The organism is Streptomyces monomycini (genome assembly GCF_022271435.1).
Taxonomy (GTDB): Bacteria; Actinomycetota; Actinomycetes; order Streptomycetales; family Streptomycetaceae; genus Streptomyces; species Streptomyces monomycini.
Map to the genome: position 1 here is coordinate 85071 of NZ_JAFIQY010000019.1, position 12253 is coordinate 97323.

The 12253-nt window shown below is 73.1% G+C and carries 8 protein-coding genes; 6 read left to right on the plus strand and 2 right to left on the minus strand.

All coding sequences use genetic code 11. The features are described 5' to 3' along the window. Positions 1–40 precede the first annotated feature (40 nt). Positions 41–1528, plus strand: coding sequence for an aromatic amino acid ammonia-lyase (locus JXZ78_RS21840; protein WP_030023321.1), 1488 nt, complete (start codon positions 41–43; stop codon positions 1526–1528). A gap of 72 nt (positions 1529–1600) precedes the next feature. Here JXZ78_RS21840 and JXZ78_RS21845 read toward each other — a convergent pair whose 3' ends face one another. After that, on the minus strand, positions 1601–2380 hold the full coding sequence (locus tag JXZ78_RS21845) for a DeoR/GlpR family DNA-binding transcription regulator (RefSeq protein WP_030023320.1): 780 nt from the start codon (positions 2378–2380) through the stop codon (positions 1601–1603). 270 nt (positions 2381–2650) lie between these two features. On the opposite strand from JXZ78_RS21845, the gene JXZ78_RS21850 reads away from it, so the two are divergent. From JXZ78_RS21850 to JXZ78_RS21870, 5 genes are read left to right on the plus strand one after another with little or no spacing between them, the layout of a single operon-like run. Further along, positions 2651–3955 (plus strand): MFS transporter, encoded by a 1305-nt coding sequence (locus tag JXZ78_RS21850; protein WP_030023319.1) that lies wholly within the window; start codon positions 2651–2653, stop codon positions 3953–3955. A gap of 13 nt (positions 3956–3968) precedes the next feature. Then, complete coding sequence (locus tag JXZ78_RS21855) at positions 3969–5564, plus strand: FGGY-family carbohydrate kinase (RefSeq protein WP_030023318.1); 1596 nt, start codon at positions 3969–3971, stop codon at positions 5562–5564. Continuing rightward, positions 5557–7062: an FGGY-family carbohydrate kinase gene (locus tag JXZ78_RS21860; protein ID WP_030023317.1), complete on the plus strand. Its 1506-nt coding sequence runs from the start codon at positions 5557–5559 to the stop codon at positions 7060–7062. Before JXZ78_RS21855 ends, JXZ78_RS21860 begins: the two co-directional genes overlap by 8 nt. Beyond that, a complete protein-coding gene (locus tag JXZ78_RS21865; RefSeq protein ID WP_030023316.1) occupies positions 7059–7691 on the plus strand; it encodes a histidine phosphatase family protein in 633 nt (210 codons plus the stop codon). The genes JXZ78_RS21860 and JXZ78_RS21865 overlap by 4 nt, the downstream gene beginning before the upstream one ends. Positions 7692–7728: 37 nt before the next feature. Next, a complete protein-coding gene (locus JXZ78_RS21870; protein WP_030023315.1) occupies positions 7729–8778 on the plus strand; it encodes a 2-hydroxyacid dehydrogenase in 1050 nt (349 codons plus the stop codon). 147 nt (positions 8779–8925) lie between these two features. On the opposite strand, the gene lysX is transcribed toward JXZ78_RS21870, so the two are convergent. Continuing rightward, the gene (gene lysX, locus JXZ78_RS21875; protein WP_030023314.1) at positions 8926–12243 is read right to left on the minus strand and encodes a bifunctional lysylphosphatidylglycerol synthetase/lysine--tRNA ligase LysX; all 3318 of its coding nucleotides are present in this window, start codon (positions 12241–12243) and stop codon (positions 8926–8928) included. Between the last annotated feature and the right edge of the window lie 10 nt (positions 12244–12253).

Consider the following 12253-nt stretch of genomic DNA (forward strand, 5'->3'; position numbering starts at 1 on the left):
CCGCCCGCGGCGGCACCGTCGTCCCCACCCAAGGAAAGCGATGCCCTCGAACCTGCCGCCCTCCCCGGCCGAGCTGCGATTCCCCTCGGTCCTGACCCCCGAGACGCTCGAAACCGCTGCCGGGCCCGTCACCGTACGGCTCGACGAGGCCTCCCGCGCCGCCGTCGCCCGCAGCCACGACTACCTGCACACCTGCATCGCCGAGGGCCGCGAGATCTACGGCACCACCACCGGCTTCGGCCCCCTCGTCGTCTACGCGGGCCAGGACCAGGGCGCCGACCAGTGCGAGAACGTGCTCTGCCATCTCGAAGTCGGCCAGGGGCCCGACCTGGAACCGCCGGTGGTCCGGGCCGCCCTGCTCACCCGCCTGTGGAGCCTGGCCAAGGGCCGCTCCGGCGTGGCGCCCGCCGCCGTGCACGCCCTCGTGGCGATGCTCGGCACGTCCTTCGCGCCGGTGATGCCCGAGTACGGATCGGTCGGCGCCAGCGGTGACCTCGCACCGCTGGCCCACGCCCTCAGGTCCCTCCAAGGGCGGGGCGACGCCTACGTCGGCACCACCCGCATGACCGCGGCGAAGGCCCTCGCCGAGACCGGGCTGCTGCCCGTGGAACTCACCGGCAGGGACGCGCTCGGCATGGTCAACGGCACGTCCGTGACCGCGGCCGGTGCCGGGCTCGCGCTCGCCCAGCTGCACCGCTCGGTGGCCGCCGGCACCGCGCTGACCGCCCTGCTCGCCGGTGTCCTCGGCTGCCGTCCCGACTTCACCGCCCCCGAGATCTTCGAGGCGCTGGGCCATGAGGACACCGCCGAACGCGCCGCCGACCTGCGCGAACGACTCACCGGTCACGAACCGAGCGGCACCCGTGCCCTCCAGGAGCCCTACACCCTGCGCTGCGCGCCGCACATCCTCGGCGCCGCGGCGACCAGCCTGCGCCACGCCCGCCAGGTCGTCACCGACGACCTCAACGGCATCAGCGACAACCCCCTGCTCTTCCCCGAACGCGACGTCGTCGCGCACGGCGGCAACTTCTTCGGCCAGCAGGTCGCCTTCGTCGCCGATCTGATGTCCATCACCGCGGCCCAGCTCGCCAACCTCGCCGAACGCCAGCTGGATCTGCTGATCGACCCCCGCCGCAACGGCGGCCTCAACCCGATGCTCGCCGAGGACCCCGGCCGCGACCACGGCGTGCAGGGCATTCAGCTCGCCGCGACGTCCCTGGTGGTCGCGATGCGCCGGGCCGCGACCCCTGCCGCCATGCAGAGCATCCCCACCAACTGGCACAACCAGGACATCGTCCCCTTCGGTACCCAGGCCGCGTTCACCGCGCTCCGGCAGGCCAGGACGCTGCGCCTGCTGCACGGTTCGCTCGCCGTCGCCCTGCGCCAGGCCGTCCACGTCGGCACCCGGCGCCCCACCGCCGACGCCTGCGTCCGCCTCCTGGACGCGCTGGAGCCGACCGTGGCGCCGGACCGGCCGTGGGCGGTGTCCGTACGCGACGCCGCCGACGTGCTCGACCGCGCGTGCTGATCCGGAGGCCGTACGTGCCGATCAGGAGGCGGTACCTGCCGATCCGGGCGCCGCGGCCGCTCGCCCGTGCGCTCAGGGCCGCGGCACCACCAGCACCTCGGTGCCCCGCGCCCGTACGGCCCGGATCTCGGCCGCCGGCAGTCCGTCGTCCACGATCAGCAGGTCGAAGTCGGTCAGCGGCGCGAGCGCGTACAAGCCGCCCTTGACGAACTTGGTGTGGTCGGCGACCAGCACCCGCCGCGCCGCGCTCCCCATCATCGCCCGCTTGACCTGCACCGTCTCCGGCGAGGTGTGGTAGCAGCGGCCGTTGGTGACGGCGGTGGTCGACAGGAACAGCACATCGGCGCGGAAGTCCCGTACCGCGTCCGCCGTGTGCGGGCCCATGAACGCGTCGTACGCCGGGAAGTAGGCACCGCCCAGCGTGATCAGCGAGATGCCGGGCTCCTTGGCGAGCGTGGTGACGGCCGGCAGCGAGTTGGTGATGACGGTCAGCGGTGTGTGCTCGGCGAACCGGTGCGCCAGCAGGAGGCAGGTGGTGCTGTCGTCGAGCAGGACGGTCTGGCCGGGTACGAGCAGGGTCGCCGCGGCCCGCGCCAGAGCCTGCTTGACCGGTGCCATCACCGCCATCCGGTCGGCCACGCTCCCGTGGAACTGCGCCGACGGCAGACCGGTCGCCCCGCCGCGCACCTTGCGCAGCCAGCCCTGCGCCTGGAGGGCGTCCAGGTCGCGGTGGGCGGTCATCAGGCTGACGCCGTACTCCTCGGCGAGGTCCGAGGTGCGGACGAAGCCGCGGGCGATGACGGTGTCGCGCAGGCGGCGGCGCCGCTCCTCCTGGGCTTCGAGCCGGTCCATGGTGCCTGCCTTCCGCGCCGTGCCGGGGCCGTCCGGCGGCCGGGGCGCGGCGTACGCCGTGTGAATTCGCCGCGTTATGTTCGCACGGATTTAACGTGGCGTGCGCGCGGGGCGCGGCCCTCACCGGTCGGTGCCGGTACGACGCAACATGGCAGGCCACCGGCCCGGTGTGAAGATTTCCAGCCACCATTGACGCCCGTTTCGGCCGAACTGTTGCATCGGCTCCGTCCGCTCCGCAGACCCCTTGCCGCCTGAGAAAGGGGAGATTCGATGACGAACCCTCCTCCGCGTTCGCCGATCACACGCCTGGGCATACCGCCGACCCTGGCCTGGGGCTATCTGGGCCTGCTGCTGTTCATGATCGGTGACGGTGTCGAGTCCGGTTACCTCTCGCCGTACCTGATCGACCAGGGGGTCCCGGAGCCCCGGGTGGCACTGCTGTTCACCGTCTACGGCATCGCGGCGGGCGTCGCCGCCTGGCTGTCCGGCGTGCTGTCCGAGCTGTGGGGCCCGCGCCGCGTCATGTGGAGCGGCCTCGCGATCTGGGGCGCCTTCCAGATCGTCTTCCTCGCCGCGGCCGTCCCGCTGGGCAGCTACCCCCTGATGATGCTGGGCTACGGCCTGCGCGGCCTGGGCTATCCGCTGTTCGCCTACGGGTTCCTCGTGTGGATCGCCGGGGTCGCGCCGCGGGCCCGGCTCAGCACCGCCATGGGCTGGTTCTGGTTCGCCTTCACGGGCGGTCTGCCCACCCTCGGCTCGCTGGTCGCCAGTGGCCTCATCCCGCACATCGGCGCGTACGCCACGCTGTGGGCCGCCCTCGTGCTGGTCGCCGCCGGCGGCCTGATCGCGCTGCTGCTGGTCCGCGACGACCGCGGCGGCCCGCGGCCGCGCTCCGAGGGGGACGGACCGATGGCCACCCTGCTCGGCAGCGTCACGATCCTGTGGCGCAACCCCCGGGTCGGCACCGGCGCGCTCGTACGGACCGTCAACACAGCCTCGCAGTTCGGGTTCTTCGTCATCCTGCCGGTGCACTTCACCCGGACCGTCGGCTTCAGCCTCACCCAGTGGCTGCACCTGCTCAGCGCGATGTTCGCGACCAACATCGTCGCCAATCTGCTGTGCGGCATGATCGGCGACCGGTTCGGCTGGCGCCGCACCATCGCCTGGTGCGGCGGCGCGGGCTGCACCGTCAGCACCCTGCTGCTGTTCTACGTACCGCAGGCGGCGGGCGCCAACTTCGGCCTCGCTCTGGTGGTCGCCGCGTTCTACGGCGCTACGCTGGCGGGATACGTCCCGATATCGGCACTCATGCCCTCGCTGGAGCCGCGCCACAAGGGCCAGGCACTGGCGGCGCTCAACCTGGGCGCGGGCGCCAGCACCTTCGTCGGACCGGCCGTCGTCGCGGTCTTCGCCGGACCGCTCGGCGTCGAAGGAGTGGTCTGGATCTTCGCGGGGATGTACGCGGTCAGTACCGTGCTCACCGTCTTCCTGAAGCTGCCGGACGAGCCGGGCACGGCACCGGCGGGGGCGGCTCCCACCGCGGCCGCCACGCCGTCCGCCCCGTCACCGGCGTGAGAGGACGCACCTGATGTCCGTACTGACCATCGACGTCGGCACCACGATGATCAAGTCCGTGGTCTTCGACGACCGAGGCCGCGAGATCGCGGTCTCCCGGCTCGGCACCGAAGTGCTCCGCCCCCGCCCGGGCCGCGCCGAGCAGGACATGGACGCCGTCTGGAACGCCGTCGTCTTCACCGTCCGCAACGCCCTGTCCGAACTCGCCGGCCGCCCCGGCCCGGCCGACCCCGTGTGGCTGGTCTCCTTCACCGCCCAGGGCGACGGCGCCTGGCTCGTGGACGACCGCGGCCGCCCCACCGGGCCCGCGATCCTGTGGTCCGACGGCCGGGCGGGCGATCTCGTCGGCCAGTGGCAGCGGGACGGCGTGCTGGAGGCCGCCTTCCGCCGTAACGGCTCGCTGACCTGCGCCGGAATGCCCAACTCGATCTTCGCGTGGCTGGCCCGGCACGACCCGGACCGGCTCGCCCGCTCGCACGCCTCGCTCACCGCCGCCGGCTGGCTCTTCCTGCGGCTGACCGGCGTCATCGCCGTCGACGAGTCGGACGCCTCGGCGCCCTTCCTCGACCACGCCACCGGCGCGTACGACCCGTACCTCATCGACCTCTTCGGCCTGGCCGCGTACGAGCGGCTGCTGCCGAAGGTGCTCGGGGAGCACGAGCGGATCGCCGAGATGACGTCCGACGCGGCCGGCCAGCTCGGGCTGCCCGCCGGCCTCCCGGTCGTCATGGCCCCGTACGACATCGCCGCCACCGCGCGCGGCGTCGGCGTGGTCAACCCCGGCCAGGCGTGCAGCATCCTCGGCACCACCCTGTGCACCGAGATCGTCCGCACGACCGTGGACACCACCGGCGAACCGTCCGGCATCACCATCGCCTACCGCGGCCGGGAGCGCGTCCTGCGCGCCTTCCCGACCCTCAACGGCGCCGAAGTGCTCGGCTGGGCCGCCCGCGCCCTGCACCTGTCCGGCCCGCCGGAACTGTCGCGGCTGGCCTTCGAGTCCGAGCCGGGCGCGAACGGCCTGATGTTCCTGCCGTACCTCTCCCCGGCGGGCGAGCGGGCCCCGTTCCTCGACGGACACGCCCGCGGCGGGTTCTGGGGCCTGTCCCTGGAACACACCCGCGCCGACCTGGCCCGCGCGGTCTTCGACGGCCTCTCGCTCGTGCTGCGCGACTCGCTGACCGCCTCCCGTACGCACGTCACCGAACTGCGTCTGTGCGGCGGCGGCGCCAACAGCGACGCGTGGTGCGCGCTCATCGCGGACGCGACGGGCGTGCCGACCGCCCGCTCCGGTGACACCGAACTCGGCGCCAAGGGCGCCTTCCTCACCGGCCTGGTGCTGTCCGGAGCCGAGTCCAGCATGCACAGCGCCGCCACCCAGTACGTACGGATGCGGTCCAGCTGGGAGCCCGACCCGGAGCGCACCGCCCGGTACGCGGAGCTGTACGAGGACTTCCTGTACTGGCGCGACCTGGCTCGCGAGGCGGGCTGGCGCCCCGGAGCCGGGCGCAAGAACACCCCCGAAGCCCCCGACCGGCCACCGGCCCGGCCGCACCCGATACCCGCACCACCCGAACACCCCGACCGAGGAGCCCCCCACCGTGTCTGACGCCCTGACCGCCGACGCCGTCTGGCTCGGCCTCGACCTCGGCACGCAGAGCGCCCGCTGCGTCGCCGTCGACGGGACCGGACAGCTGCTCGCCGCCGCCTCCCGGCCGCTGACGAGCCACCGCGACGGCAGGCGCCACGAGCAGGACCCCGAACAGTGGTGGAGCGCCCTGTCCGCGGCCTGCCGCGCGGCCCTCGCCGGAATCGCCCCGGCCCGGGTGCGCGGCCTGGCCCTCGACGCCACTTCCGGTACGGTCCTCCTCGCCGACGCCGACGGCACCCCGCTCACCCCCGGCCTCATGTACGACGACGGGCGCGCCGCCGACCAGGCCGAGGCCGTCAACGAGGCCGGGGGAGCGGTGTGGCATGACCTCGGCTACCGCACCATGCATCCCTCCTGGGCCCTGCCCAAGCTGCTCTGGATGCTGCGCCAGGACCCCGGCCTCGGCGAGCGCGCCCGGCTGCTGCACCAGCCCGACCTCGTCACCTGGCGGCTGACCGGCCATCAGGTACCGTCCGACGCCAGCCACGCCCTCAAGACCGGTTACCACCTCGTCGACGAACGCTGGCCCTCCGCCGAACTGGCCCGCCTCGGCGTGCCCGAGCGGGTCCTGCCGCAGGTCGTACGGCCCGGAACCGTCCTCGGCGCGGTCTGCGCGGCGGCGGCCGAAGCCACCGGCATCCCCGAAGGAACCACCGTCGTCGCCGGAATGACCGACGGGTGCGCCGCCCAGATCGGCGCCGGAGCCCTCGCCCCCGGTGCCTGGAACGCCGTGCTCGGCACCACCCTCGTCCTCAAGGGCACCAGCCCGCACCTGATCCGCGACCCGCACGGCGTCGTCTACTGCCACCGCGGGCCGGACGGGAACTGGCTGCCCGGCGGCGCCTCCAGCTCCGGCGCGGGCATCATCGCCCGGCACTTCACCCAGGAGAACGGCGACGACCTCGACGCGCTCACCGCGCAGGCCGCGCGCGAGGGCCGGGACTGGGACGCGGTCACCTACCCGCTCGTGTCGGCGGGCGGCGAACGCTTCCCCTTCCGCGCCACCGACGCCGAACCGTTCACCCTCGGCGACGTCCCCACCCGCGCCCAGGAGTTCCACGCCTGCCTGCTCGGCGTCGCCTGCGTCGAACGCCTCTGCTTCGACTACCTCGACCACCTCGGCGCCCCCGTGGACGGGCCGCTCACCTTCACCGGCGGCGGCGCCCGCAACGCCTACTGGTCGCAGCTCCGCGCCGACCTGCTCGGCCGCCCCGTCCACCTGCCCGAACAGGCCGAAGGCGCCCTCGGCATGGCCGTGCTCGCCGCCACCTCCGGCGGCGTCACCCTCCAGGAGGCCGCCGCCGCCATGGTCCGCACCGGCGCGCCGGTCACACCCGACCCGGCCCGTACCGCCCGCCTGCTCCCCGCCTACCTCCGCTTCCTCGACGAACTGACCCGCCGTGGCTGGCTCGACCAGACCGTGGCCGACCACGCCCGCAGGAGGGCCGCACCGTGACCGACTTCATCCTCGTACGCCACGGCGAGACCGAATGGCATGCCGAGAACCGCTACGCCGGCCTCACCGACGTGGCACTGACCGGACGCGGTGAGGAGCAGGCGGCGGCCCTCGCCGGCTGGGCCGCCACCGCCCGCCTGGACGCCGTCTGGTGCTCCCCGCTGTCCCGCGCCCGGCGCACCGCCGCACCCGCCGCCGCGGCCTGCGGGCTCTCCCCGCACGTCGACGCACGCCTCTGCGAGGTGGACTTCGGCCGCGGCGAGGGCCTGACCAAGGCCGAGATGCGCCGGCGCTTCCCGGACGAGCTGGAGGCGTTCCTGGCCGACCCGGTCGGCCACCACCTGCCCGGGGGCGAGGACCCCCGCGCCGCCGCCCTGCGCGCCGCCGACTGCCTCGCCGACATCGAGCGCGCCCACCCGGACGGCCGCGTTCTGCTCGTCGCCCACTCCACCCTCGTCCGGGTCCTGCTCTGCCATCTGCTGGGCATCCCGCTCGCCGACTACCGGCGCGTCTTCCCGCAGCTCCTCAACGGCGCGCTGACCGAACTGCGCCTCCGGGACGGCCAGGCCGCGCTGCTGCGCCTCAACGCCCCCGCCACGCCCGCACCGGTCTCCGCACCCCTGCACTGACCGCACCGACCCGTACACCCCAGGAGAAAGACCCCCCATGAGCAGCCCCACCGTCCTCGCCGCCGGCAACCACTTCATCCTCCCCAGCCTGCTCACCGAGGCGGTCCAGGAGGCCACCGGCGGCGCGGTGTCCGCCGGGCAGATCCGGGAGCTGCAACTGCCCTGGCCGCACACCCCGCTCGGCAAGGTCGCCGAGGTCGACGAGGCGTCCGGTACGGAGGACCAGCTCATCGAGGCGCTCCAGGGCGTCCGGATCTGCGTCACCGAGCACGCCGCCCTCACCGAGCGCATCCTCGCCCACTGCCCGGACCTGGAACTGTTCTGCGTCGGCCGCGGCGGGCCGGTCAACGCCAACCTGGCCGCCGCCACCCGGCACGGCGTCGCCGTCTGCTACGCCCCCGGCCGCAACGCCACCGCCACCGCCGAGCACACCCTGACCCTGCTCCTCGCGGCCGCCCGCGGCGTCGGTGACACCCACACCGACCTGCGCCAGGGCGTGTGGCGCGGCGACTACTACGACTACGACAAGTGCGGCATCGAGATCGAGGGCACCACCGTCGGCCTGGTCGGGTACGGGGCGATCGGCAGCCGGGTCGCCAAGGTGCTGGCAGCGATGGGCGCGCACGTCCTCGTTTACGACCCGTACGCCGCCCCCGCGGCGCCGGCCGGTGTCGCCGAGCAGGTCGGCCTGGACGAGCTGCTGAGCCGTTCCCGCATCGTGTCCCTGCACGCCCGCCTCACGGAGGAGACCCGCGGCATGATCGGCCGCGCGCAGCTCGCCGCCATGCCGCACGGCTCCGTCCTGGTCAACTGCGCCCGCGGCGCCCTGGTGGACTACGAAGCGGTCTGCGACGCGCTGGAGTCCGGGCAGCTCAGGGGCGCCGGCTTCGACGTCTTCCCCGAGGAGCCGGTCCCGGCGGGCTCCCGCCTGCTGGCCGCGCCCGGCGTGGTGCTGACCCCGCACATCGCGGGCGGCAGCCGCCAGGTCGCGCACAAGGCGGCCCGTATCGTCGCCGCCGAGGCCGCACGCTTCCTGCGCGGGGAGCCGCTCGCGCACTGCGCCAACCCGGACGTGCTGGGCGGCTGACCCGGGCTCGTACCGGCCTTCCCGGCACGGGATGTCCCGGTACGAGCCTGCCGGTACGTGCCTTCCCGGCCCACGCCTCCCGGTACGAGCCTTCCGGTACGACGAAGGGCCGCCCCCAGACGGGGACGGCCCTTCATCCGCAGGTGCCTACCGGCGCCGCACCAGCGGGAACGGCAGCGTCTCGCGGATCGACAGGCCGGTGAGGAACATGACCAGCCGGTCCACGCCGATGCCCAGACCACCGGTCGGCGGCATCGCGTATTCGAGGGCCTGGAGGAAGTCCTCGTCCAGTTCCATGGCCTCCGGGTCGCCGCCCGCCGCCAGCAGCGACTGGGCGGTCAGCCGGCGGCGCTGCTCGACGGGGTCGGTCAGCTCGGAGTAGGCGGTGCCCAGCTCCGTGCCGAAGGCGACCAGGTCCCAGCGTTCGGCGAGCCGCGGGTCCTTGCGGTGCTGCCGGGTCAGCGGCGAGACGTCGGTGGGGAAGTCCTTGTAGAAGGTGGGCAGCGTGGTCTTCTCCTCGACCAGCCGCTCGTACATCTCCAGGACGACGTCACCGCGGCCCATCTCGGGCTTCACCGGCACCCCGGACCGCTGGCACAGACGCCGCAGCACGTCCGGGTCGGTGTCCGCGTCGACCTCTTCGCCCAGGGCCTCCGAGATCGCGCCGTAGACCGTCTTGACCGGCCAGATGCCCGAGATGTCGTGCTCGACGAGCTTGCCGTCCGCGCCGGCCTTGCGGGCGGTGGCGCTGCCGAACGCGGAGACGGCCGCGCCCTGGATTAGCTCACGGGTCAGGTCGAGCATCACGTCGTAGTCGGCGAACGCCTGGTACGCCTCCAGCATCGTGAACTCGGGGTTGTGCTTGTAGGAGATGCCCTCGTTACGGAACGTGCGTCCCATCTCGAAGACCTTCTCCATACCGCCCACGCACAGCCGCTTGAGGTACAGCTCGGGCGCGATGCGCAGGTACAGGTCGAGGTCGTAGGCGTTGATGTGGGTCTGGAAGGGACGCGCGTTGGCGCCGCCGTGGATCTGCTGGAGCATCGGCGTCTCGACTTCGAGATAGCCGCGCTCGATCAGACCCTGGCGCAGCGCCTGCACCGCGGTGCTGCGGGCCCGCAGGTTGTCCCGCGAGTCCGGCGAGACGACCAGGTCCACGTAGCGCTGGCGGACCTTGGCCTCCGGGTCGGTCAGACCGCGCCGCTTGTCGGGCAGCGGGCGCAGGCACTTGGCCGTCAGCCGCCAGTGGGTGACGAAGACCGTCAGCTCACCGCGGTCGCTCGCGCCGACCTCGCCCTCGGCCTCGATGTGGTCGCCCAGGTCGATGTCGCCGGAGAACCGTGCCAGCTCCTCGGCGCCGGTGCCCTCACGGGTCAGCGCGACCTGGAGGTCGCCCGACCAGTCGCGCAGCACGGCGAACAGCACACCGCCGTGGTCACGGGTGAGCAGCACCCGGCCGGCGATCCGTACGACCTTGCCGGTACGCGTACCGGACTCCAGGTCCGGATGCTCGTCGCGGACGTCGCCCAGCGTGTGGGTGCGCTGCACCCCGACCGGGTACGGGTCGGTGCCCTCCGTGCGCAGCCGCTCCAGCTTGCGGTGCCGGATGCGGACCTGCTCCGGCAGCGCGGCCAGCTCCCGCTCGCGCAGCTCCTCCTCACTGGCGGCAGGCTTCTCCACCAGGCCCAGCTCGTCCAGGGACGGCAGGTTGGCGGTGCTGGCCGGGGTGAGCGCCCGCTTCTTGTGGCCCTTGCCCCACAGCTTGCCCAGGCTCGGTACGGCCACGAAGCCCTCGGCGATGCCGGACGCCATGCCGATGCGGGCCAGGGCGCCGGTGTCCGCGTAGCACAGGAAGCGCGGGTACCACTCGGGCGCGTACTTGGCGTTGGAGCGGTACAGCGCCTCCAGCTGCCACCACTTGGAGAAGAACAGCAGCAGTTTGCGCCACACCTTCAGCACCGGACCGGCACCGATCCGGGCGCCCTCCTCGAAGGCCGACCGGAAGACCGCGAAGTTCAGCGAGATGCGGCGCACCCCGATCTGCCCGGCCTGCGCGCACAGCTGGGCGACCATGTACTCCATCACGCCGTTGGGCGCGCTGCGGTCGCGGCGCATCACGTCCAGCGAGATGCCGTCCTTGCCCCACGGCACGAACGACAGCAGGGCCATCATGTTGCCGTCGCCGTCGAACGCCTCGGCCAGCAGGCAGTCGCCGTCCTCGGGGTCGCCGAGCCGGTCCAGCGCCATCGAGAAGCCGCGCTCGGTCTCGGTGTCGCGCCAGGCGTCCGCCCGGTGGATGACCTCCTGCATCTCCGCGTCGGACAGCTCGGAGTGCCGGCGGACCCGGAAGGTGGCGCCGGTGCGCTCGACCCGGTTGACGGCCTGACGGGTCACCCGCATCTCGCGGCCGTCCAGGTCGAAGTCCTTGACGTGCAGGATCGCCTCGTCGCCGAGCTGCAGGGCGCTCAGGCCGCTCCGCGCGAACGCCTTGGCGCCGTCCTCGCTGGCGCCCATGACGGCGGGCTGCCAGCCGTAGCGCCCGGCGACCTTGAGCCACTCCTCGATGGCCGGGCCCCACGCCTCGCGGTCACCGACCGGGTCACCGCTGGCCAGGCAGACGCCGACCTCCACGCGGTAGGTGACGGCGGCCTTGCCGCTGGGCGAGAAGACCACGGCCTTGTCCCGGCGGGTGGCGAAGTAGCCGAGCGAGTCCCGGCCGCCGTAACGGGCCAGCAGCGCCCGGATACGGGTCTCCTCGTCACCGTGGAGCGCGGCCTCCATGCGCTGCGACCGGAAGAGCACCCGGGCCGCGTTCAGCAGCGCCACCGCGCCGAACAGACCGAGCAGGAAGATGATCCAGTGCGGCGGGTGGCCGTGGAACTGGTGGTTGCTGAGCAGACCGCCGCAGACCCGGTCGGCCGCCCACAGCAGTCGGCTGTCGGCGCCGCGCTCCAGGCTGCCCGGGAACAGCGACACCAGGCCCCAGCCGACGAGGATCGAGACCACCAGGCCCGCGACCAGCACCCCGGCGGCGCGCCAGAACGCGCCGCGGCGGGTGATCGCGTAGAACTCGCGGTGCGCGACCAGCAGCAGGACCAGCGCGGCCGTGCACAGCACCAGGGAGAAGTAGTACTCCGGGTAGCCGTCGATCACGAAGAGCGCGTCGGTCAGGGTGACCAGCACCATGTAGACGACGGCGAACCACAGGGCGACTCGTTTGCGCGCGGTCATGGCCGCGGCCAGCAGCGAGAGGAAGACCGCGTACGCGAGGTTCGGTTCGACCACGATGGTCAGGGTGTCCAGCCATTGGATGACCGGTTTCAGGGCGCGTCGCAGCGGCCCGATCAGCGCCGTGACGGCGCAGAACAGCCCCAGAAGGCTGAAGAAGATGGCAAAGCCGTTGGGCACGCGGCGGCGACAACGCGCCCACGCCGTTATTTGGTCCTGGTCCTGCACGGTGCTCATTCCGTCACAC

Excerpts from the sequence above, each read along its gene's own strand:
- JXZ78_RS21840 (WP_030023321.1), top strand. The coding sequence starts at position 41 with ATGCCCTCGAACCTGCCGCCCTCCCCGGCCGAGCTGCGATTCCCCTCG.
- lysX (WP_030023314.1), bottom strand. The coding sequence starts at position 12,243 with ATGAGCACCGTGCAGGACCAGGACCAAATAACGGCGTGGGCGCGTTGT.
- JXZ78_RS21855 (WP_030023318.1), top strand. The coding sequence starts at position 3,969 with ATGTCCGTACTGACCATCGACGTCGGCACCACGATGATCAAGTCCGTG.
- JXZ78_RS21870 (WP_030023315.1), top strand. The coding sequence starts at position 7,729 with ATGAGCAGCCCCACCGTCCTCGCCGCCGGCAACCACTTCATCCTCCCC.
- JXZ78_RS21845 (WP_030023320.1), bottom strand. The coding sequence starts at position 2,380 with ATGGACCGGCTCGAAGCCCAGGAGGAGCGGCGCCGCCGCCTGCGCGAC.
- JXZ78_RS21850 (WP_030023319.1), top strand. The coding sequence starts at position 2,651 with ATGACGAACCCTCCTCCGCGTTCGCCGATCACACGCCTGGGCATACCG.